21 protein-coding genes are annotated in these 20757 nt (G+C 64.1%); 11 read left to right on the plus strand and 10 right to left on the minus strand.

Annotated features, from left to right (window positions below):
- Window positions 1-16: 16 nt before the first annotated feature.
- The gene (locus BLS26_RS25885) at window positions 17-1126 is read right to left on the minus strand and encodes an ATP-dependent RecD-like DNA helicase (RefSeq protein WP_092515399.1); all 1110 of its coding nucleotides are present in this window, start codon (window positions 1124-1126) and stop codon (window positions 17-19) included.
- Window positions 1127-1311: 185 nt separating this feature from the next.
- On the opposite strand from BLS26_RS25885, the gene BLS26_RS25890 reads away from it, so the two are divergent.
- Entirely contained in the window at window positions 1312-2520 is a 1209-nt protein-coding gene (locus tag BLS26_RS25890; protein WP_092515400.1) for an LLM class flavin-dependent oxidoreductase, read from the plus strand.
- 70 nt (window positions 2521-2590) lie between these two features.
- Here BLS26_RS25890 and BLS26_RS25895 read toward each other — a convergent pair whose 3' ends face one another.
- A complete protein-coding gene (locus BLS26_RS25895) occupies window positions 2591-3577 on the minus strand; it encodes an ABC transporter substrate-binding protein (RefSeq protein ID WP_244541687.1) in 987 nt (328 codons plus the stop codon).
- Window positions 3578-4093: 516 nt separating this feature from the next.
- Between BLS26_RS25895 and BLS26_RS25905 the strand changes: the two genes are divergently transcribed.
- From BLS26_RS25905 to BLS26_RS36390, 7 genes are all read left to right on the plus strand, one after another.
- Window positions 4094-5044 (plus strand): sulfonate ABC transporter substrate-binding protein, encoded by a 951-nt coding sequence (locus tag BLS26_RS25905; RefSeq protein ID WP_092518575.1) that lies wholly within the window; start codon window positions 4094-4096, stop codon window positions 5042-5044.
- Between the two features lie 45 nt (window positions 5045-5089).
- Complete coding sequence (locus BLS26_RS25910; RefSeq protein WP_092515403.1) at window positions 5090-6040, plus strand: sulfonate ABC transporter substrate-binding protein; 951 nt, start codon at window positions 5090-5092, stop codon at window positions 6038-6040.
- A 3-nt stretch (window positions 6041-6043) separates the two neighbouring features.
- Window positions 6044-7222, plus strand: coding sequence for an FMNH2-dependent alkanesulfonate monooxygenase (gene ssuD, locus BLS26_RS25915; RefSeq protein WP_092515404.1), 1179 nt, complete (start codon window positions 6044-6046; stop codon window positions 7220-7222).
- Window positions 7219-8031 carry an ABC transporter permease subunit gene (locus BLS26_RS25920; RefSeq protein ID WP_092515405.1) on the plus strand — a complete coding sequence of 271 codons (813 nt, stop codon included), beginning with the start codon at window positions 7219-7221 and terminating at the stop codon, window positions 8029-8031. The genes ssuD and BLS26_RS25920 overlap by 4 nt, the downstream gene beginning before the upstream one ends.
- Window positions 8032-8038: 7 nt before the next feature.
- The gene (locus BLS26_RS25925; protein WP_092515406.1) at window positions 8039-8884 is read left to right on the plus strand and encodes an ATP-binding cassette domain-containing protein; all 846 of its coding nucleotides are present in this window, start codon (window positions 8039-8041) and stop codon (window positions 8882-8884) included.
- Between the two features lie 22 nt (window positions 8885-8906).
- Window positions 8907-9485, plus strand: a complete 579-nt coding sequence (locus BLS26_RS25930) for a flavin reductase family protein (RefSeq protein ID WP_092515407.1) — start codon at window positions 8907-8909, stop codon at window positions 9483-9485.
- Between the two features lie 106 nt (window positions 9486-9591).
- Entirely contained in the window at window positions 9592-9747 is a 156-nt protein-coding gene (locus tag BLS26_RS36390; RefSeq protein ID WP_172804697.1) for a hypothetical protein, read from the plus strand.
- Window positions 9748-9865: 118 nt separating this feature from the next.
- On the opposite strand, the gene BLS26_RS25935 is transcribed toward BLS26_RS36390, so the two are convergent.
- From BLS26_RS25935 to BLS26_RS25970, 8 genes are all read right to left on the minus strand, one after another.
- A complete protein-coding gene (locus BLS26_RS25935) occupies window positions 9866-11245 on the minus strand; it encodes a sigma-54-dependent Fis family transcriptional regulator (protein WP_092515408.1) in 1380 nt (459 codons plus the stop codon).
- 54 nt (window positions 11246-11299) lie between these two features.
- Complete coding sequence (fliN, locus tag BLS26_RS25940; protein ID WP_092515409.1) at window positions 11300-11650, minus strand: flagellar motor switch protein FliN; 351 nt, start codon at window positions 11648-11650, stop codon at window positions 11300-11302.
- 19 nt (window positions 11651-11669) lie between these two features.
- Complete coding sequence (locus BLS26_RS25945) at window positions 11670-12296, minus strand: FliH/SctL family protein (protein ID WP_092515410.1); 627 nt, start codon at window positions 12294-12296, stop codon at window positions 11670-11672.
- Window positions 12296-13381, minus strand: coding sequence for a flagellar motor switch protein FliG (gene fliG, locus BLS26_RS25950; protein ID WP_092515411.1), 1086 nt, complete (start codon window positions 13379-13381; stop codon window positions 12296-12298). Before fliG ends, BLS26_RS25945 begins: the two co-directional genes overlap by 1 nt.
- 6 nt (window positions 13382-13387) lie before the next feature.
- Window positions 13388-14989: a flagellar basal-body MS-ring/collar protein FliF gene (gene fliF / locus BLS26_RS25955; RefSeq protein ID WP_092518577.1), complete on the minus strand. Its 1602-nt coding sequence runs from the start codon at window positions 14987-14989 to the stop codon at window positions 13388-13390.
- A gap of 181 nt (window positions 14990-15170) precedes the next feature.
- Entirely contained in the window at window positions 15171-15446 is a 276-nt protein-coding gene (locus tag BLS26_RS25960) for a DUF1153 domain-containing protein (RefSeq protein WP_002714638.1), read from the minus strand.
- A gap of 189 nt (window positions 15447-15635) precedes the next feature.
- On the minus strand, window positions 15636-16328 hold the full coding sequence (locus BLS26_RS25965) for a flagellar hook assembly protein FlgD (RefSeq protein WP_092515412.1): 693 nt from the start codon (window positions 16326-16328) through the stop codon (window positions 15636-15638).
- Window positions 16329-16338: 10 nt separating this feature from the next.
- Window positions 16339-18021, minus strand: a complete 1683-nt coding sequence (locus tag BLS26_RS25970; protein WP_092515413.1) for a flagellar hook-length control protein FliK — start codon at window positions 18019-18021, stop codon at window positions 16339-16341.
- Between the two features lie 346 nt (window positions 18022-18367).
- On the opposite strand from BLS26_RS25970, the gene mnmA reads away from it, so the two are divergent.
- From mnmA to BLS26_RS25985, 3 genes are all read left to right on the plus strand, one after another.
- Window positions 18368-19564 (plus strand): tRNA 2-thiouridine(34) synthase MnmA, encoded by a 1197-nt coding sequence (gene mnmA, locus BLS26_RS25975; protein ID WP_092515414.1) that lies wholly within the window; start codon window positions 18368-18370, stop codon window positions 19562-19564.
- Window positions 19565-19584: 20 nt separating this feature from the next.
- Window positions 19585-20223 (plus strand): class I SAM-dependent methyltransferase, encoded by a 639-nt coding sequence (locus BLS26_RS25980; RefSeq protein WP_092515415.1) that lies wholly within the window; start codon window positions 19585-19587, stop codon window positions 20221-20223.
- 80 nt (window positions 20224-20303) lie between these two features.
- The gene (locus BLS26_RS25985; RefSeq protein ID WP_172804698.1) at window positions 20304-20669 is read left to right on the plus strand and encodes a hypothetical protein; all 366 of its coding nucleotides are present in this window, start codon (window positions 20304-20306) and stop codon (window positions 20667-20669) included.
- Window positions 20670-20757: the final 88 nt, after the last annotated feature.

Genomic DNA, 20757 nt, shown 5'->3' on the forward strand with positions numbered 1-20757 from the left:
GCCCCGGAATGACCAGCTACACCACCACGCTCAGCCGCTTCGCCGCACGCGTGATGCCCGTATAGAGCCACCGGGCGCGGCTTTCCTGGAACGCAAAGCTCTCGTCGAACAATACGACGTCGTCCCACTGCGAGCCCTGCGATTTGTGCACGGTCAGCACGTAGCCGTAGTCGAACTCGTCGTAGGGCTTGCGCTGCTCCCACGGAATGGTCTCGATCGCGCCGCCGAAGCAGTCGCCGCGTACCGAGACCTTGGTCACCTTGTGGCCGAAATCCTCATCCGGCGACAGCCGCATCGTGATGATCTTGGACTTTGACTGCGCCCGCGACTTCACCCGCCACAGCCCGCCGTTGAACAGGCCTTTCTTGCGGTTGTTGCGCAGGCACACCAGCTTGTCGCCGGCGACCGGCAACGGATCTTCGATATTCTGCTTCTGCCGTACCCGCATGTTGTAGGCGCGGCGGGTGTTGTTGCGCCCGACCAGCACCTGGTCGGCCTGCATCACCCGGTCCGGATCGAGTTCGTTGCGCGACACCACCTCGCTCTCGCCATGGCGGCCGATTTCGAGTTCGCGGCCCTCGCGGATATCCATCGACATCCGCACGATCGGATCGTCCTGGGCTTGCCGATGCACCTCGGTCAGCATCGCGTCGGGTTCAGAGTCGGTGAAGAAGCCGCCGCCCTGGATCGGCGGCAATTGCGCGGGATCTCCCAGCACCAACAGCGGACAGTCGAACGACATCAGGTCGCGGCCGAGTTCGGCGTCGACCATCGAGCATTCGTCGATCACGATCAGCTTGGCTTTCGAGGCGGGTGCGTCGTCCCATAGCTCAAAACTCGGCTGCTCGACGCCGGATTCGCGGGCGCGATAGATCAGCGAGTGGATGGTGGAGGCGTTGTCGCAGCCCTTGTTGCGCATCACCAGCGCCGCCTTGCCGGTGAAGGCCGCGAATTTCACCTCGCCATCGACGCCGTCGGCGATGTGCCGCGCCAGCGTGGTCTTGCCGGTTCCGGCATAGCCGAACAGCCGGAACACCGGCGGCGTGCCGTTCCTGCCGGGCTTGGCCTTCATCCAGTCGGCAACGGCCTTGAGCGCGGAATCCTGATGCGGCGTAAAGGTGGTCATGGGGTCCAGCGGAGGGGAGAGCGGGCCGGTATCGGCCGCGACTCATCTACCCCAAGCTAACCATTCAGGCCACCAGTGCAAGCCGGCTTCCGCGACGCGGAATTGGTGTTTCGCGGCCAAGGCTAGACTTGTCGCCGGTGGGGAATACACTGCCACAAAACAACAAGCGGTTTGGGAGAGACCTCATGAAATTCGGCATCTTTTATGAGCTGCAACTGCCGCGTCCCTGGGAAGAGGGCGACGAACTCAGGCTCTACCAGAACGCGCTGACGCAGCTCGAGACCGCCGACCGGATTGGCTATGACCACGCCTGGGTCGTGGAACACCACTTCCTCGAGGAATATTCGCACTCACCCTCGCCGGAATCCTTTCTCGCCGCCGCCAGCCAGCGCACCAAGAAGATCCGGCTCGGCCACGGCATCTTCCAGCTCACCACCAACCACCCGGCCCGCGTTGCCGAGAAGGTTGCGGTGCTGGACCTGCTCAGCAATGGCCGCTGCGAGTTCGGCATGGGCGAAAGCGCTTCCATCACCGAACTGACGCCGTTCGGCCGCGACATGGAAACCAAGCGCGAGGTGTTCGAGGAGGCGGTGCAGGCCATCTTCCCGATGTTCACCAAGGTGGGCACCGAACATCACGGCAAGTATTTCGACATTCCCTTGCGCAACGTCGTCCCCAAGCCGGTGCAGAAGCCGCACCCGCCGCTGTGGATGGCATGCTCGCAGTTGCAGACCATCGAGCGCGCCGGCGAAAACGGTTTTGGCGCGCTCGGCTTCCAGTTCGTCAGCGCCGACGCTGCGCATGCCTGGGTGCACGCCTATTACAATGCGATCACCAAGCGGCTGAAGAAGCTCGCCGACTACAACATCAACCCGAACATGGCGCTGGTGTCGTTCTTCATGTGCGCCAAGACCGACGAGGAGGCGCGGGCGCGCGCCGACGGCGCCACCTTCTTCCAGTTCGCGCTGCGCTTCTACGGTGCGTCGCAGAACCGCCAGCGCCCTGATCCCGGCACCGTCAACATGTGGGACGAATACAACAAGTGGAAGCGCGAAAATCCGGGAGCCCAGGAAGCGGCGCTGCGCGGCGGCCTGATCGGTTCGCCGGAAACCATCCGCAAGAAGCTGCGGCGGTTCCGCGCCTCGCATATCGACCAGGTGATCCTGCTCAACCAGGCCGGCAAGAACAGCCACGAGCATATCTGCGAGTCGCTCGAACTGTTCGGCAAGGAAGTGATGCCGGAATTTCAGCAAGATCCCGAGCATGACGCCTGGAAGGCCGGCGTGATGAGCGGCGCGATCATGCTCGAAGAGATCGATACCGAAGCCTTCAAGGACCGCTACGGCAAACTCGCGGTGAACGTGGCTCCAGCCGCGAAGGTCGCGGCGGGCTAGCAGTCGTTTGAGTGGACGGTTGACGCGGCGCGTGGATCATCCTCGCGCCGCGATCGTTTTGCAAAGACTGTCAGTTCAAGTTCGCCGCCGCCGTAAAGCCGCGATCCACGGCTTTGCCGACGTCGAGTTTCTTCGACAGGATCCCGAAGCGTGTGGCGCGGTCCGACGCTTCCTGAACCTCCTTGACGATATTTTCGTCGATTGCGACCGGACTGGTGCGCTGGGCGGTGTAGGCGCTCAACAGCACGTCTTCGGGAAGTTTCGTCAGCTCAGCCGTGCTCTTGGCATATTCCGCGAGATGATCGAGCGACCAGAGCCGCGCCTTGTTCAGCCGTTGCACCAGATCCTGCACGGCGGCGCGCTTGGTGGCGATCGCAGCATCCGAGGCGACGATGAAGGTGATGGTCGGCGTCAGGCCTTCGCCGGTAGCGACGATCCGCGCATTGTCCTTCAGCGTCGCATAGGACACATAGGGTTCCCAGACGGCCCAGCCGTCGATCGAGCCCGCGACCAAAGCGATCTTGGCATCGACCGGGCCAAGCGGCGCGAAGGTCGCATCCTCGATCTTGTCGCCGTTCTTCTCGAGGGTCGCATCGATCAGGAACTGGCCCCATCCGCCACGCGTTCCCGCCAGCCGCTTGCCTTTCAGGTCGGCGGCGCTCTTGATGGGCGAGTCCTGGCGCACGAGAATGGCCTGGGTCCGCGCATCGGCGCGGGTGCCGCCGATGGCCTTGATCGGTGCGCCCGCCGCATACACGGTCAGGAACGCGAGATCGCCGGTGTAGCCGACATCCAGCGCGCCGGCATTGAGCGCTTCGAGAATCGGCGCCGCGGCCGGAAATTCCGACCATTCGATCTTGTACGGCAGGTCCTTCGCCAGCCCCGCGATTTCGAGCAACGAGCGATTGCCACCCTTTTGATCGCCGACACGCAACGTGATTGTGTCGGCGGCCATGGCCGATGCCGTCATGGCGATCCCGATGGCGACGCTGAACAGCGCCGCACCAAAATTGCGCATGTGTGAGCGGGGTTTTGATTCTGACTGGATTGTATTCATGCCTGTGTCTCTTTCCGATCTAATCCGCTGTGTTGCTTCGTAACCAGCGATCCGCAAAGCGTATGGCTGGCGGCATGGCGGTCAATGAAATGCCTGACTGAATATCCCGATGCGCGGGCAATGATCGTTTCGCGTTTCGAGGTGCGGTGGAAACTTATGGAAGCCGTAGCGACATCGCATCGACCGGCCGGCGTTTCGCAGAAAATTTCTCTCCAGCGGCGATTGTTCAGCGAAACGCCGAGCAAGATTTTTGGAAGGCGCAATCGATCCGATTGATCGCTTCAATTCGCGACGGCGTCGCGTGCCTGATTCAACATTAACGAATCCTGCGACTGGCGAGGCGAAAACAAATGAATCGAGTCCGATCCTGTTCCGGCAATAAACCCATCGTCGAAATTGGGCCCGGCAGCGCGGTCGTTGCTATTTTTTCCGCACCCTCGACACTCCGCGCGCATCGCACCATCATCCTGTCATCGCATGGTCGCGGCACGTCGCGAACATGATCAGGAGAATGTGATGAAGCGTCGTGAATTCCTCAAGCTCTCGCTTGGAACTGCCGCAGTCGCCGCGCTGGCGGCGCCTGCGGTTGCACAGGCGCCGCTGAAGGAAATCCGGATCGGCTACCAGAAGACCGGCGTTCTGGTGATTGCGCGCCAGCAGTCGGTGCTGGAAAAGCAGTTCGCGGCGAAGCAGATCGCGATCAAATGGGTTGAGTTCACCTCGGGTCCGCCATTGCTCGAAGCGATGAGCACCGGAAGCGTCGATTTCGGTTCGGTCGGCGATACACCGCCGATTTTCGCCCAGGCTGCGAACGCCAATATCGTCTATGTGGCGGGATCGCCGATCACCAACGGGCAGGGCATTCTCGTGCCCGCCGCTTCGACGATCCGCACCATTGCCGACTTGAAGGGCCGGCGGATCGGAGTTGCCAAGGGGACGAGCGCGCACAACGTCCTGATCGCGACGCTCGAAAGGGCCGGGCTGACCTACGAAGACATCACGCCGGTCTATCTGTCGCCGCCCGACGCAGGTCCTGCTTTCGCCAACGGCAGCATCGAGGCCTGGGCGATCTGGGATCCGTATTTTGCGATCGGTGAGAAGCGCCAGGGCGGACGTATCCTCGTCAACGCCCATGAAGTCGCCAAGACCAACTCGTTCTATCTCGCCAACCGCGACTTCGCGAACAACAACGTTCAGCATACCCGCGACGTCATCAGCGGGCTGACAGAGGCGGCGCGCTGGGCGGAGGCGCACCGCGCCGACGTCGCGGCGGCACTCGCTGCGGTGACCGGTGTGCCTCTCGAAGTCCAGATCGTTGCGGCCAACCGGGCATCGTTCGTGATCGGTCCGGTAACCGATGACATCGTCGCCACCCAGCAGGCGGTTGCGGATCGTTTCCACAGACTGGGCCTGATCCCGAAGCCGGTCGTGGTGCGGGATGCGGTCTGGAGGCCGGTGCAAACCTGACCTGATCGCTTTCCCAATTCATCCATTCATCGAGGAGAAAAGGCCATGCGTTGGTTTCAACGAATGATGACGGCTGCCGTGTTGTCCATGGGTATCGTTGCCGCCATGGTGGGCGTCTCATACGGCCAGGACAAGGTGGTCCGCATCGGCTTCCAGAAATACGGCAAGCTGGTCCTGCTGAAAGGCAAGGGCTCGCTCGAAGAGAAACTCAAGCCGCTCCGCTACAACGTGGTGTGGACGGAATTTCCGTCAGGCCCGCCGCTGCTCGAAGCGCTCAATATCGGCGCGATCGATTTCGGGATTGCGGGGGAAACGCCGCCGATCTTTGCGCAGGCCGCCGGCGCGCCGCTGGTCTATCTGGCCTATGATCCGCCGGCGCCGCAGGGAGAGGCCATTCTGGTCCCCAAGGACAGTCCGCTGAAATCGGTCGCCGATTTGAAGGGCAAGAAGGTCGCGCTGAACAAGGGGTCCAACGTTCACTATCTTCTGGTCAAGGCGCTGGAGAAAGCCGGGCTGAAATATACCGACGTCCAGCCCGTATTCCTAGCGCCCTCGGATGCGCTCGCCGCGTTCACCCGCGGCTCCGTCGATGCCTGGGTGATCTGGGATCCCTATGAGGCGGCAGCCGAGGCCTCGACCGGCGCGAAAATCCTTGTCGACGGCACCGGTCTCGTCGCCAACCATCAGTTCTATTTTTCGTCGAAGAAGTTCCTCGCCGACAACACCAGGGCGGTCGATGTCGTGCTTGCGGCGCTCAACGAGGCCGACGACTGGACCAAGAACAATATCGAGGCCGTCGCCGCGCAATTGAGCCCGTCGGTCGGCTTGCCGGCTTCGGTGCTTGCGGTGTCGCTGAAGCGCGAATCCTACGGGATCCTGCCGATCAGCGACGACGTGATCGCAAGCCAGCAGCGCATCGCCGATACGTTCGTGGCGCTCGGCCTGTTGCCGAAAGCCATCACGGTCTCGGACGTTCAGCGCAAACCCGGATCCTGAATCATGACGATACATGCACCGAATCCCGCCAACGCCAACATCCTCTGGTTCCTGCCGACCCATGGCGACGGCCGCTATCTCGGCACCACGACCGGTGGCCGCGAGGTGAACTTCAACTACCTGCGCCAGATCGCGCAGGCCGCCGATCAACTCGGTTATTTCGGCGTGCTGCTGCCGACCGGGCGAAGCTGCGAGGACTCCTGGGTGATCGCGTCGGCGGTAGCACCCTGGACCGAGCGCCTGCGCTACCTGGTGGCGGTGCGGCCGGGTTTGCAGTCGCCGAGCGTCGCCGCGCGCATGACCGCGACACTTGACCGGGTCAGCAACGGACGGTTGCTGGTCAACGTCGTCACCGGCGGCGATCCGGTCGAGAACAAGGGCGACGGCATCTTCCTCGGCCACGACGAGCGCTATGAAGTGACGCGCGAGTTCCTCAACGTCTATAGCGACCTGCTCGCGGGCAAGTCAGTCAATGTCGAAGGCAAGCACATCCGCATCGAGGACGGCCGCCTGTTGTTCCCGCCGGTGCAGTCGCCGCGACCGCCGCTCTATTTCGGCGGCTCGTCGGACGCCGGCATCGATGTCGCCGTCGATACCGTGGACAAATACCTGACCTGGGGTGAGCCGCCGGCGCAGGTCGCCGAGAAGGTCGAACGCGTGCGCGCGGTCGCTGCCAAACGCGGGCGCAAGCTGTCGTTCGGCATCCGGCTGCACGTGATCGTGCGCGAAACCAATGCCGAGGCGTGGAAGGCCGCGGACGAACTGATTCAGCATGTCACCGACGAAACCGTGGCCTCGGCGCAAAAGATCTTCTCGCGCATGGACTCGGTCGGCCAGCAGCGGATGGCGCAACTGCATGGCGGCCGCCGCGACAAGCTCGAGATCAGCCCCAACCTCTGGGCCGGCGTCGGCCTGGTCCGCGGCGGCGCGGGCACCGCGCTGGTCGGCGATCCCCAGACCGTCGCGGCACGAATCAAGGAGTATCAGGATGTCGGCATCGATACCTTCATCCTGTCAGGCTACCCGCATCTCGAGGAAGCCTATCGCTTTGCCGAACTGGTGTTCCCGCTGCTGTCGCTGGCGCAGCCGAACAATGTGACGCCGATCCGCGTCAACACCGGTCCGTTCGGCGAGACCATCGGTAACGAATATCGTCCGCATAAACAGGCATCGCAATCATGAGTCTGATCGAACAACTTCCCCGCATCCGTGGCCGCAACCTGCGCCTGCCACGGGCCGATGGCCTGATCCCCTGGATCGTGCCGCTCGGCATTCTCCTGGTCTGGCAACTCGCCTGCGTGACCGGATTTGTGCCGGCGCGGGTGTTGCCGGCGCCGAGCGACGTGGCGCTGGCGGGGTGGAAACTGCTGCTGTCCGGCGAACTCGCGCGCAACATCTGGGTCAGCTTCTGGCGCGCCAGCATCGGCTTCCTGATCGGCGGCGGTATCGGCTTTGCCTTTGGTTTAGCGAACGGCCTGTCGCAGCTTTCCAGCAAACTGACCGACACCACGCTGCAGATGGTGCGCAATATCCCGCATCTCGCTTTGATCCCGCTGGTGATCCTGTGGTTCGGGATCGATGAATCGGCAAAACTGTTTTTGGTGGCGCTCGGCGTGTTCTTTCCAATCTATCTCAACACGCTGCACGGCATCCGCACCGTCGATCCGCAACTGATCGAAATGGGGCGGATCTACGGGATGAGCGACGGTGAACTGTTCCGCCGGGTGATCTTCCCGGGCGCGCTGCCGTCGATTTTCGTCGGCCTGCGCTTCGCGCTCGGCATCATGTGGCTGACGCTGATCGTGGCGGAGACCATCGCGGCGTCATCCGGTCTCGGTTACATGGCGATGCAGGCGCGCGAGTTCATGCTGATCGACGTCGTGGTGCTCTCGATCCTGATCTATGCGCTGCTCGGCAAGCTGGCCGACAGCGCCTCGCGCGCGCTGGAGCGGCTGACGCTGTCCTGGCATCCGGCCTTTGGGAAACACTGAGGATATCATGCAGCAAGCTGTTCGTTTCATTTCTCCCGAGGCCGAACTGGTCGAACCCGCGAACTTCGTCGAACAGGCGCGAGTCGTGCAACGTGGTTCGGAGGGTCAGCCGCGCGGCCTGTCGCTGACCATTCGCGGGCTTCGCAAGTCGTTCGGCGACAACGAGGTGTTACGCGGCATCGACCTGCATATTCCCGCGGGCCAGTTCGTCGCCATCGTCGGCCGCAGCGGTTGCGGCAAGAGCACGTTGCTGCGGCTGGTCGCGGGTCTCGACGCCGTTACTGCCGGCACCATCGCCTTGGGCGAACAGGCGCGGGCGGAGGACATTCGCGTGATGTTTCAGGAGCCGCGGCTGTTGCCTTGGGCACGGGTGCTCTCGAATGTCGAAGTCGGCCTCGGCCGCGAGCGGAACACAGCCGATGCCCAGGCGCGCGCCGAAAGCGCGCTGGTCGAGGTCGGTCTCGACGACAAGCGGGCGCAATGGCCGGCGGTGCTGTCCGGCGGCCAGAAGCAGCGCGTCGCGCTGGCGCGGGCGCTGGTCAGCCGGCCCCGTGTGCTGGCGTTCGACGAACCGCTCGGCGCGCTCGATGCACTGACGCGGATTTCGATGCAGCGGCTGTTGGAACGGGTCTGGCACGATCAGGCGTTTACCGCGATCCTGGTGACGCATGACGTATCGGAAGCGGTTGCGCTGGCCGATCGCGTGCTGGTCATCGAGGACGGCCGTATCGCGCACGACATTAACGTCGATATCCCGCGTCCGCGCCGTCGCGGCTCGGCCGAACTCGCCGCGCTGGAAGGCTCGATCCTGAAGAACCTGCTGCAAGGCACCGACGATACCTCCGACCTTTAAGGCTGGACCCAGCGAGGCTGCCATGAACTCCGTTGTCCGTGATATTGCGATCCCGCGCGAGATCTCTTCGACCGATTTTCGCGGCGCCATGCGTCAGTTGACCGGCGGGGTCAGTGTCATCACCGCCGGGCGGGGCAAGGATATTTCCGGCATGACGGTCACGTCGGTGTCGTCGCTGTCGGTCGAGCCGGCGGCGCTGATCGTCAGCATCAACCGGGAAGCCTCGTCCTGGCCGCTGGTGAAGCGCCACGGCTTTTTCGGCGTCAACATTCTGACGTCGGATCAGGTCGACATTGCCGAGCGCTTTACCGGCAAAGGTGGGCTGAAGGGCGCCGCACGCTTTGCCGGCGCCGAATGGGTGACGCGGGCCTCCGGCGTGCCGTTGCTGGTCGGCGCGCTGGCGGCGATCGACTGCGAGGTCGAGGATATCATCGAGCGGCATTCCCACGCGATCGTCATCGGCCGCGTGCTGGACCTGCAGCTCTCGTCGCGCACCGCAGCGCTTGCCTACTGGCAGGGCCAGTATGTCGCGATCGACCGCGACGAGGACGCCGTGAGGTTGGCCGAGGTCAGCGTACCCAGACCGCGCGCGACGCGATGAACGGCTGAGGCACCCCTGAAAGTAGCGGCTATGGCGCCAGGTGCGAGGGAGCGTTAGAAGGCTCGTGGCAAATCCTGCCGGAACCTCTGCGTGGAACCACGACCTGATGAAGCGGATTGCGACCTGGGCATTTTACGGCGTCGGCGCGCTCGCGATCGCCTATCTCGCGCTCTATGCCTATGCGGTCTTCACCGGGCGCGATCTGCAGCCCGGCGATCCCATTCACATTTTTCGCAAGCCGGATGCGCCGAGTTATTCGTGATTGATAGTCGCAGGCTGTGATGTTTCGTCATTCCGGGGCGCGAAGCGAACCCGGAATCTCGAGATTCCGGGTTCGATGCTTCGCATCGCCCCGGAATGACGTTGGAGAGGCGTTGTCGCTATCCCGCCGCCGCAAACCGCGCATATTCACCCGAGCCGGCCGGCGTGATCGGCAAGCCGCCGTCGGCATATTCGTTCAGCTTGTTGCGCAGGGTGCGGATCGAAATGCCCAAAATGTTGGCGGCATGGGTGCGATTGCCCAGGCAATGCTTCAGCGTCTCCAGGATCAAATCGCGTTCGACGTCGGCAACGGTACGGCCGACGAGGGCGCGGGTGACCTGCTCAGCGGCGAAGGTGGCATGCGCCACCGCGGGCGCGGTCTTGGCGAGGTCGAGACGGTCGCCGTCGGGCGTCAGGATGGCGTCGGCGCCGATCTCGTCCCCCTGCGCCATCAGCACCGAGCGGTGCATGGTGTTTTCCAACTCGCGCACGTTGCCCTGCCAGCGGTTGGCGCTGAGCACCCGCCGGGCGTCGGCGGAAATCGGCCGCAGCGGCACGCCGTTGGCTTCGGCATATTTCTTGGCGAAGTGCTGCGCCAGTTCGAGAATGTCGGCCGGGCGTTCGCGCAGCGGCGGGATCTTCAGGTTGACGACGTTGAGACGGAACAGCAGATCCTCGCGGAAAGTGCCTTCGCGCACGGCGTCGGCGAGGTTGCGGTTCGAGGTCGCGATGATGCGGATGTCGACCGGGACCGGCTTGGTGCCGCCGACGCGGTCGATCACGCGCTCCTGGATCGCGCGCAACAGTTTGGATTGCAGCCGCACGTCCATTTCGGAGATTTCGTCGAGCAGCAGCGTGCCGCCGGTGGCTTCCTCGAACTTGCCGATGCGGCGCGCCACGGCACCGGTGAAGGCGCCCTTTTCGTGGCCGAACAGTTCGGACTCCAGGAGGTGCTCGGGGATCGCCGCGCAGTTGATCGAGATGAAGGGCTTCTTGGCGCGGGTGGAGCGGGTGTGGACATAGCGCGCCAGCACTTCCTTGCCGGTGCCGGACTCGCCGGTGATCATCACAGAGGCGTCCGAGCCGGCGATCTGCTGCGCCAGCTTGATCACCTTGCCCATGGCTTCGTCGCGGTAGACGAGGTCACGGGAATCGTTGGCGACGGCGGCCAGTACGGCGGCGATCAGTTCCGGATCGGGCGGCAGCGGGATGTATTCCTTGGCGCCGGCATGGATCGCGGCGACCGCGGCGCGGGCGTCGTTGGTGATGCCGCAGGCCACGATCGGCACGTGGATGTGTTCGGCTTCGAGCCGCATCACCAGGTCGCGAATGTCGAGGGCGACGTCGACCAGCAGCAGATCGGCGCCCTTGCCGCTGCGCAGCACGGCCATCGCCTGCTCGATCGCCTCGGCGTGGGTCACCGAGGCCCCGTTGTCCATCGCGATCTTGGTGGCCGTGGTGAGCTGGCCCTTCAATGTGCCAACGATGAGAAGCCGCATGTTTATCTCCTGTTCGTCTGGTGCGCGCCTGTTACGCGCGGATCGCCAAAATTGTTAGGTTCGTTCTGCCTTGATGATTTCGGTCATGGTGACGCCGAGCTTGTCTTCCACCAGAACCACTTCGCCGCGCGCCACCAGGCGGTTGTTGACGTAGATGTCGATGGCTTCACCGACGCGGCGGTCGAGTTCGAGCACGGTGCCGGGTCCGAGCTTCAGGAGCTCGCCGACGTCCATCTTGGAACGGCCGAGCACGGCCGAGACCTGCACCGGAACGTCGAAGACGGCTTCGAGGTCGGCCGCGATCCGCGAGGCCTGTTCGTCCTCGTTGTAGGCCAGATCGTCGACCGGTGCCGTGTCCGCCGCGTTGAGATCGGGAAGCGGTACGTGAGTATCGGTGTCGCTCATGGTTCAGTCCTCATGGCCCTCAACTTCCGGCCTGATGGCGGGACGCCATATAGCGCCCGACAAGTTCGCTGATCTTGGCTTCGATAGTGGCGCGCTCCAGCACCACGCCGCCGTCGGCCCATTCGATTCGGCAGTCGCCGCTGGCGATGCCAGGCTCGGCCAGAATGACGAGCCGGCCTTCGAAGCCGCACTGGGAGGCGAGCCGCTCGATCTTGTCGCGCGCGGCCTCGTAGAGCTGATCGTTGATGCGCACCACCAGATGCGGCGTCGCGACCAGATGCGAGAAGCAGTCGCTCACCAGCGCGGTGATCTCGGCGATCGGCTCGCGGGAAACCAGTTCGTCGCACAGCTTGCGCGCCACCGCGACCGCGACGTCGACGGCCTCGGTCTCCATCCGGGTTTCGATGCCGGAAAAGCGCGACGCGATGCCCTTGATGGCGATGCCGATTTCCTCGAGCGCCAGCGCCGCGCGGCGGTCGCTTTCCGCCTTGGCCTCGCGCTGGGCGGCGTCGTAGCCGGCGCGATAGGCGCGGGCTTCGGCGGTGGCGATCTTCTCCGCGATCTCGGCGGCCGTCGCGGCACGCTCGCGCGCCTTGTCGGGCGCCCCGAAGTCCATGTCGAACAGGAATTTTGCAGGTGCTGCCATCAGTACACCAGCTCGTCGTCGGCACGGTTCTTGGTCAGGGTGATTTCGCCCTTGGCGGCCATATCCTTGGCGAGGTTGACGAGCAGCGCCTGCGCCTCGTCGACGTCGCGCAACCGCACCGGTCCCATCGCGGCCATGTCGTCCATCAGCATCTTGCCGGCGCGCGAGGACATGTTGCCGAGGAAGAAGCTGCGCACTTCCTCGTTGGCGCTCTTCAGCGCGATGCCGAGCTTGTCCTTGTCGATATTGCGCATCAGCGTCTGCGCCGAGGCGGAGTCGAGCTTGATCAGGTCGTCGAAGGTGAACATCAGCGCCTTGATGCGCTCCGCGGATTCGCGGTTTTCCTCTTCCAGCGAGGTGATGAAGCGGGTTTCGGTCTGGCGGTCGAAATTGTTGAAGATTTCGGCCATCACTTCATGGGCATCACGGCGGCGGGTTTGCGACAGGTTGGACATGAATTCGGTGCGCAGCGTCTGCTCGACACGCTCGATCACTTCCTTCTGCACCGCTTCCATCTTCAGCATGCGGGCGACCACGTCGAGTGCCAGGTCCTCGGGCAGGATCGCGAGCACGCGGGCAGCGTGTTCCGGCTTCAGTTTCGACAGCACCACGGCGATGGTCTGCGGGTATTCGTTCTTGAGATAGTTGGCGAGCACCTCTTCCTGGACGTTGGAGAGCTTCTCCCACATGTTGCGGCCGGCGGGGCCGCGAATTTCATCCATGATGCCGGTGACGCGCTCTGACGGCAGATATTGCTGCAGCAGCCGTTCGGTGGCGTCGAAAGTTCCCATCAGCGCGCCGGATGCCGACATGCGGGAAACGAATTCGAGCATGAGGTCCTCGACCACCTCGGCCTCGACGTTGCCGAGCGTCGACATGTGGATCGACAATTCGCGAACCTCGTCGTCGTCGAGCAGCGACCAGACCTTGCCGCCATATTTTTCGCCCAGCGCCAGCATCAGGATGGCGGCGCGCTTCGGGCCGCTCAGCGGCTTGCCCTTGGGCCGGGTGGCCTGACGGCTCGCCAGCGCCGAGATGACGGTGGTGATGTCGTTGGCGTTGGTGGTTTGCGGGACGGCTGCCATGTCGGATTACTCGGCGGGTTCGGTCAGCCATTGACGAACAATGGATGCGGTTTCGTTGGGATTGCGTTCGGCCAGTTCGCCGACCCGGTGCACGGCCTGGGCGTGAACCTGGCCCTGAACCTGGGCGACGTCGATCAGCGATACGGGAAGCAGCGCCTGACCGGCCGCGCCGTCCGCGCTGCCGTCGGTCAGGGCCGGCGCGGCTTCGCTGGTCAGCGCTGGCACGACTTCGGCGGCGAGGATGCGCTTGACCAGCGGCCGGATCACCATGAACAGCACCACGAGGCCGAGCAGCATCATGACGCCGAGCTCGATGACGTACATGACGTCATCCTTGGTGAATTGCAGCATGCCGAGCAGGCCGGTCGGCTCCACGACCGGGGGCACGGACGGGGCCTCGGCAAAGCGAAGGTTGACGACCTCGACCTGGTCGCCGCGCTTCTGGTCGAAGCCGATCGCCGAGCGAACCAGGGTGGCGATGCGGTCCAGCTGCTCCTTGCTGCGGTCCGCATAGACCATCTCGCCTTTTTCGTTCTTGGTATAGGCGCCGTCGACCAGCACGGCGACCGAGATCTTGTTGACCCTTCCGACCTCGGTGACTTCGGTCTTGGTGATGCGCGAAATCTCGTAATTGTTGGTTTCTTCGCTCTTCTTGCTCTGGTCGCGGGCGGCCGGGCCGCTATTGGCCTGGTTGCCGGGCAATTCGTTATTGACCGTCACCTGGCCGTTGTTCTCGGCGGTGGCGGAAGATTCCTCGCGGCTCTGGCTGGAGCGCAGCACCCGGCCCTCCGGATCGAACTTGTCCGAGGTCTGGGTGATCTTGTTGTAGTCGAAATCGGCGGTGAGCTGGACCCGGGCGCGGCCCTGGCCGACCACCGAGGAGACGATGCCCTCGACCTCGTTGCGCATCCGCTTTTCGAACGCGGAGCGGCGCTCGTCGCCGGCCGTGCTTTCATTGTCGCCGCCGGCGCCGTCGGCCAGCAGCCGGCCGCCCTCGTCGACGATCGATACCCGTTGCGGCTTCAGCCCGTTGACGGCGGAGGCGACCACATGGCGGATGGCGCGGATTTGTGCCGGCTCGAGGCTGCCGCGGACCCGGACCACGATCGAGGCCGACGGCTCCGGGGTTTCGCGCGAAAACAGCGGCCGTTCCGGCAGCACCAGATGGACGCGGGCGGCCTGGATCTTGTCGATGGCACGGATGGTGCGGGCAAGTTCGCCCTCCAGCGCGCGCAAATGATTGATGTTCTGGACGAAGCTGGTGGTGCCGAGGGCGTCGGACTTGTCGAAAATCTCGTAGCCGACGCCGCCGCCCTTGGGCAGGTTGCTTTCGGCCAGCTTCATCCGCAGCCGGGTGACCTTGTCCTTGGGCACCATGATCACGGCGCCCTCGTTGCGAAGTTCGAAGGGGATCGCCTGGCGTTCCAGGTCCTTGATGATGCTGGAGGAGTCTTCGGCGGTCAGGTCGGTGAACAGGGTGGTCATCTGCGGCGTCGTGACGCGCATGATGACGAACGCAAAGAAGGCGACCAGCGCGGTTGTGACCGCGATCATGGCCATCAGCCGCGAGGCACCGAGACTTCGCAGGAAAGCAACGAGACTTTGCACCAACTGCCCCCAGGGATTCGGACCCAAGATTCGTATCGGGGACCGACTGGGCAATTATTGCCTAGGTGATGGTTTCCATATGGTTAACGAAGGTTAAGAACGGCGACGAAAGTTCGGCATGAAAAAAACCGGCTTCACAAAGCGAAGCCGGTTTTCATCAAATCTTTCGGTTCAGGCGAGCTTACTGGCGATATTGCTGGATCCGGGTGGTCCGCAAGCCGGCCAGGCCATGCTGATCGATGGAAAACTGCCAAGACAGGAACTCGTCCACCGTCAGCGTGTAGCGGCTGCAAGCCTCCTCAAGGGAGAGCAGGCCGCCGCGAACTGCGGCAACGACTTCGGCCTTGCGGCGGATGACCCACCGTTTGGTTCCGGGCGCGGGCAAGTCCGCAATTGTTAACGGACTGCCGTCAGGCCCGATGACGTATTTTACCCTCGGGCGATGGGGTTCTGTCATGGCGTACTCACAAACTCTCAACCACTGAACTCACGGTAACAACCTACGCCCCGCAACTTAAAATTTGCCTAAGCCCAAGCCTCCAATACGAATCTCCTTGAAATGGCCCGGAACGCATTCGGCCCGGCAATGCCGGGCCGAGCCTGTCTGGGTGGTGTTGAGGGGGGGCGCTGCCGGTCTGGCGGCCGGCTAGCTGACGATGGCCTTGATCTGGTTGACCGTGTAGGTCTGCCCGTTGATCGTCAGCAACGGCGGCGTCTGGGTGAGGTCCACCGAGCTGACCGTGCCCTGCAGCCGGGTCGTAGCGGCGACGGTTTGGCCGTTGCTGTCGGTGGCGGTAGCGGTCAGCGTATATTTTCCATCCGGCCACTGGGTGCCGTCGGTGCCCTTGCCGTTCCAGGCAAACGGCTGATTGTCGCCGGCCTGGACCGAGTAGGTGTTGCTGAAGACGGTCTGCCCGGTGCTGTTGGTGACCGTGAGATTCAAGTTGGCGGCCTTGGGGACACTGATATCCCAGGTCGCCGAAGCGTTGGTCAGCGCGGCCGTGCTGCCGTCGACCACCGCGGTCTTGCCGACAAAGCCCAGCGCCTGCGTCGATTGCGCGGTCTGCTGCAGCGTGACCAGCGAGGTCAGCTCTTCGTTGGTCTTGAGCTGCTGTTCCACGCCGGCGAACTGCACCAGCTGCTGGGTGAACTGGTTGGTGTCCAGCGGACTGAGCGGATTTTGGTTCTGCAACTGCGTCGTCAGCAGCGTCAGGAACGTCTGGAAGTTGCCGGCGAGCGTCGCGCCGGTGGTCGAACTCAGCGACGAACCCGATGAAGAGGTCGGAAGCGGCGTCGTGCCCGAGACTACCCGGCCGGCTACTGTTGCTGCGTCTGCCATGTCGTTCTCCTCAAACTCTGATGTCGACGCCGCTGCTCGATCCGAGCATGCGGCCGTAGCTTCGTCCTGCGATCGCTGTCGCAGGCATCGTGTCGTCTTCGCTGATCACCAGCCGCTGTGCGTTGCGGCCGCTATCGTTGCCGCTGTTCTGGCCGGAAGAGGACTGGTCGCGCAGGCTGAATTGCAGCCCGCTGCCGTCGGTCTTGAAGCCGGCGTCATCCAGCGCGCGCTGCAACTGGGGGGCGTCCTGCCGCAGCATCGAAAGCGTCTCCGGTTTTTCGACGGTCAGATGCGACGTAACCTGGCCGCTGCGGTCGACATCGATCCGGACGTCGATGCGGCCGAGATCGGCGGGGTCGAGCCGGATTTCGAAACTGGTCTTGCCGCTCTTGGCCGACGCTGCGATCTCCATCGCCACGCCGCTCAGCGGCACGGCATCACCCGTCGCTGCGGTGACGGTCAGTTGCGCAGCAGCGATGGGTGTCGTTGCAGCGGAGGGCTGCTGCGCCTGAATGGCGGCGGCGCCCAGCAAACCGTTGCCCGACGAATTGGCCAGCGCTTGGCTAAAGTCGGCGGTAGCCGCGTGTCCGTGGGCGGTGGCATTGGCGGCCGGAGCGGCATTGCCCGACGCCTCGGCCTTGACGGCATCGACGATGCCGTTCTCGGCTTTCGGTTTGGCTGCTGCCGTCGGCGACGTGCCGGCGGGAACGATGGAAGCCGCATCGTCTGTCGTGGTGGCCGGCGCGTCGGAGGTGTTGTCTGCCGTCGTGGTGATGCCTTCCTTGACGACCTTGGTCGTCTTGATCGGCGTCGCGTCTTTCGTCGCCGCGGGCTGCTTGGCGCCCGAGGATGCGGCGAGCGCAATGCCGGCGGCGGTGGTCGTGTCGGCCGTCGTGGCTTGCGCGGTGACGGCCCCGCCGACGGCCGCCTGGGTATCGGTCTTGGTGCCGTCGGCCTTTGTCGTGTTTGCGGTTGCTGCGGCCGTCGAGCCGGCGTCGGCTGTGGCCGCGCCCGGAGCGGTAGCGTTGACCACGGCAGCGGAGGCGGCGATCCCTGCGGCGGCAATCGCGAGCGGCGCTGCGGCCTTGTCGGTCGCCGGTGTTGCGACAGACGTGCCGGCGGGTGCTACGGGTGCGGCAATGGTGACGGCAATGGCGTCCGCGGTCACCGCGGCCGTTGCATCCTGCTTTGCCGCCTGATCGGTGGTCGAAGCGTCACCGCTGGCAGATTTTACCGCAGCATCCTTGGCGTCATCGGACTTGGTGTCGGAGGACTTCGATGCGTCGGATTTCGATTTGGTGTGGGGCGCGCCGGCTTTGTCGCTTGCAGCGGCGTTGTCCTGCGCGTTGACGGCGGTATTGCTGTCGTTCGAGTCGTTGCGCGGCGCATTGTCCGACGCGGATGTGGTATCGCGTGAGCGGTTGTCGGCTGGGCTTTGCGAATCGTCGGCGCGCCGTGGGGCGGGCGCCTGTGACGCGGCCTGGGAATTGTCTTGAGAGTTTGCTTGGGAGTTCGCCTGAGAGTTCGCTTGGGAACTCGCTTGGGCACGGTTGTCGCTCTGGCCCGCATTGCCGTCGATCAGCGCCGCAAAACTGTCGTTTCCGGCCGGCGGGGTGGGATCCGGACGGGCCGACCTCGCCGACGCGCTCTGCACCGACGCGTTTGCCAATACTTCTGACGTGACACTGACCACCGGCGAACCCTCGCATTGAACCCTGGCTATCAGTCAGCAAGGACCGGGCCACCTCCGTCCGACAAAAATAGCATAGCAATTTCAATTATATAGAATGAAGCTAGGGGAGGCGCCGGGACGTTGTCATGGCCCCCTTTTCTGCCCGGCGGCAAGATTTGCCGTCTGGAGCCGCTCCAAATGCAGCTTCCACTGATTGCCTCGCGAGAATACGGCCTATATTAAAGAGCGGCGTCCGATCCGGCCCGCGATGGCCGAAAAATGACCTAAGGCCTTATATATAAAAGGTTTTCTAGTTCTGGCGCGCGCGCCACGCCAATTCTCGCGATTGAAGTCGATGACCCCTGCCATGCCAAACAGTCTGGATCTCGAAGGCCGCCCCCAGGACACGCGGGTCGTGGTCGCCATGTCGGGTGGCGTCGACTCCTCGGTGACGGCCGCCTTGTTGAAGTCCCAGGGCTATGACGTGGTCGGGATCACGCTGCAGCTCTACGACCACGGTGCCGCCACCCATCGCAAGGGCGCCTGCTGCGCCGGCCGCGACATCCACGATGCCCGTAACGTCGCCGAGCGGATCGGCATCCCGCATTACGTGCTCGACTACGAAAGCCGCTTCCGCGAATCCGTGATCGACAATTTTGCCGACAGCTACGCGCTCGGCGAAACGCCAGTGCCGTGCATCGAGTGCAACCGCTCGATCAAGTTTCGCGATCTGCTGTCGACCGCGCGAGAGCTCGGCGCCAACGCGCTGGCGACCGGACACTATGTCGCCTCGCGCCGGCTTGCCGACGGATCGCGGGCGATGGTTTGCGCCGCCGACGGCGATCGCGACCAGAGCTACTTCCTGTTCGCGACCACGCGTGAACAGCTCGACTATCTGCGCTTTCCGCTCGGCGATATGACGAAGCCCGAGGTGCGCGAACTGGCGCGGCGTTTTGAGCTTGAAATCGCCGACAAGCAGGACAGCCAGGATATCTGCTTCGTGCCGACCGGACGCTACACCGACATCATCGGCCGGCTGAAGCCCGGCGCGATCGAGCCCGGCGATATCGTCGACCTCGATGGCAACGTCATCGGCCGGCATCAGGGCATCGTTCATTTCACCGTCGGCCAGCGCAAGGGACTGGGCATCGCCGCCAGCGCGCCGCTCTACGTCATCAAGCTCGATGCCACGAGCCGCCGTGTCGTGGTCGGACCGCGCGAGGCGCTGCGGATGGACCGTATCAAATTGCGCGACCTCAACTGGATCGGCGACGGTCCGTTGGACCGCGTCATCGGCGACGGCATCGAGATGTTCGTGCGCGTGCGCTCGACGCGCCCGCCACAACCGGCGTGGCTGCGCGCGGTCGACGACGGCTATGAAGTCGAACTGGTCGCCGGCGAAGAAGGCGTGTCGCCGGGTCAGGCCTGCGTGTTCTACGACGCGGCCGCGGGTCAGGCGCGCGTGCTCGGCGGCGGATTCATCAAGAGCGCCACGGCAAGGAATGCGGTGGCACGGGCAGGGGTGCAGGAAACCGCGCCGCTGGCCGAGGCGATGCGCACTTAAAAAATTCGGGGCGTCAGGAAATGGCTGGGGACATCGACCGCGAGGGGGTCGAAAAGGCTTATGGGCGCTGGGCGCCGGTCTACGATCTCGTGTTCGGCAAGGTGTTCGACGCCGGCCGGCAGTCGACCATCGCGGAAGCCGACAAGATCGGCGGGCGCATTCTCGACGTCGGTGTCGGCACCGGATTGTCGCTGTCGGATTATTCGCGCAGCACCAAATTATGCGGCGTCGATATTTCCGAGCCGATGCTGCGCCGGGCGCTCAAGCGCGTGCGCGCGCAGGGTCTCAGCAATGTCGAAACGCTGGCGGTGATGGACGCCAAGAATCTCGCGTTCAGGGATTCGTTTTTCGATGCGGTGGTGGCGCAATATGTCATCACCGCGGTGCCGGATCCGGAGCGCACGCTGGATGATTTCATCCGCGTGCTGAAGCCCGGCGGCGAACTCATCCTGGTCAATCACATCGGCGCCGAGAGCGGCCCGCGCCGGCTGTTCGAACTGGCATTCGCGCCATTGGCGCGGCGGCTCGGCTGGCGCCCGGAATTTCCGTGGGCGCGGCTGACCGACTGGGCCGCCAAACATGGCGGGGTCAGCCTGACCGAACGGCGGCCGATGCCGCCCATGGGGCATTTTTCGCTGATCCGGTTCCGTAAGGCATAGCGTTTTCGTCTCAAGAAAACGCGTCAAAACAAGACGAAGAACGGCCGGGAACATCCGCGGCCATCAGCCGTTTTCCCGGCATGGGAATAAAACGCGCAATATTTCTGTCATGCATTGTGATGGCGGCCTCCGGTGGAGCCTCCGCACAGGCCCCGCCTGGTCCGGTCACTCCCCCGGCCCAGACCGCGCCGCCATCACCACCACCCACCGCCAACTGTGCGCCGATGCAGCCGGGGCAACACCCCGGCGAGGCGGCTCCGGAAGGCATGACCACCGGCAGGGCGTCCGAACCGCTCGGCGACAAACTGGCCCGTTCCGATGGTGTGCTGTGCCCTCCGGCCGGGGTCGATCCCGAAATGCGCGCGCCGGCGCCGGATGTGGGCAAAACACCGGTGATTCCGCCGCCCGGCAGCCCCGGCGGCGACCCCACGATCCGGCCGAAATAGCCCGGTTTGCAGACACTTGGCAGCGCGGCGGGCTTTGCTTGACAGGCCCTTGACCCACTCCTTATATGCCGCGCGTTCGCGACTACGG

The organism is Afipia sp. GAS231, from assembly GCF_900103365.1.
GTDB lineage: Bacteria > Pseudomonadota > Alphaproteobacteria > Rhizobiales > Xanthobacteraceae > Bradyrhizobium.

Excerpts from the sequence above, each read along its gene's own strand:
- BLS26_RS25885 (WP_092515399.1), bottom strand. The coding sequence starts at position 1,126 with ATGACCACCTTTACGCCGCATCAGGATTCCGCGCTCAAGGCCGTTGCC.
- BLS26_RS25890 (WP_092515400.1), top strand. The coding sequence starts at position 1,312 with ATGAAATTCGGCATCTTTTATGAGCTGCAACTGCCGCGTCCCTGGGAA.
- BLS26_RS25895 (WP_244541687.1), bottom strand. The coding sequence starts at position 3,577 with ATGAATACAATCCAGTCAGAATCAAAACCCCGCTCACACATGCGCAAT.
- BLS26_RS25905 (WP_092518575.1), top strand. The coding sequence starts at position 4,094 with ATGAAGCGTCGTGAATTCCTCAAGCTCTCGCTTGGAACTGCCGCAGTC.
- BLS26_RS25910 (WP_092515403.1), top strand. The coding sequence starts at position 5,090 with ATGCGTTGGTTTCAACGAATGATGACGGCTGCCGTGTTGTCCATGGGT.
- ssuD (WP_092515404.1), top strand. The coding sequence starts at position 6,044 with ATGACGATACATGCACCGAATCCCGCCAACGCCAACATCCTCTGGTTC.
- BLS26_RS25920 (WP_092515405.1), top strand. The coding sequence starts at position 7,219 with ATGAGTCTGATCGAACAACTTCCCCGCATCCGTGGCCGCAACCTGCGC.
- BLS26_RS25925 (WP_092515406.1), top strand. The coding sequence starts at position 8,039 with ATGCAGCAAGCTGTTCGTTTCATTTCTCCCGAGGCCGAACTGGTCGAA.
- BLS26_RS25930 (WP_092515407.1), top strand. The coding sequence starts at position 8,907 with ATGAACTCCGTTGTCCGTGATATTGCGATCCCGCGCGAGATCTCTTCG.
- BLS26_RS36390 (WP_172804697.1), top strand. The coding sequence starts at position 9,592 with ATGAAGCGGATTGCGACCTGGGCATTTTACGGCGTCGGCGCGCTCGCG.
- BLS26_RS25935 (WP_092515408.1), bottom strand. The coding sequence starts at position 11,245 with ATGCGGCTTCTCATCGTTGGCACATTGAAGGGCCAGCTCACCACGGCC.
- fliN (WP_092515409.1), bottom strand. The coding sequence starts at position 11,650 with ATGAGCGACACCGATACTCACGTACCGCTTCCCGATCTCAACGCGGCG.
- BLS26_RS25945 (WP_092515410.1), bottom strand. The coding sequence starts at position 12,296 with ATGGCAGCACCTGCAAAATTCCTGTTCGACATGGACTTCGGGGCGCCC.
- fliG (WP_092515411.1), bottom strand. The coding sequence starts at position 13,381 with ATGGCAGCCGTCCCGCAAACCACCAACGCCAACGACATCACCACCGTC.
- BLS26_RS25960 (WP_002714638.1), bottom strand. The coding sequence starts at position 15,446 with ATGACAGAACCCCATCGCCCGAGGGTAAAATACGTCATCGGGCCTGAC.
- BLS26_RS25965 (WP_092515412.1), bottom strand. The coding sequence starts at position 16,328 with ATGGCAGACGCAGCAACAGTAGCCGGCCGGGTAGTCTCGGGCACGACG.
- mnmA (WP_092515414.1), top strand. The coding sequence starts at position 18,368 with ATGCCAAACAGTCTGGATCTCGAAGGCCGCCCCCAGGACACGCGGGTC.
- BLS26_RS25980 (WP_092515415.1), top strand. The coding sequence starts at position 19,585 with ATGGCTGGGGACATCGACCGCGAGGGGGTCGAAAAGGCTTATGGGCGC.
- BLS26_RS25985 (WP_172804698.1), top strand. The coding sequence starts at position 20,304 with ATGGGAATAAAACGCGCAATATTTCTGTCATGCATTGTGATGGCGGCC.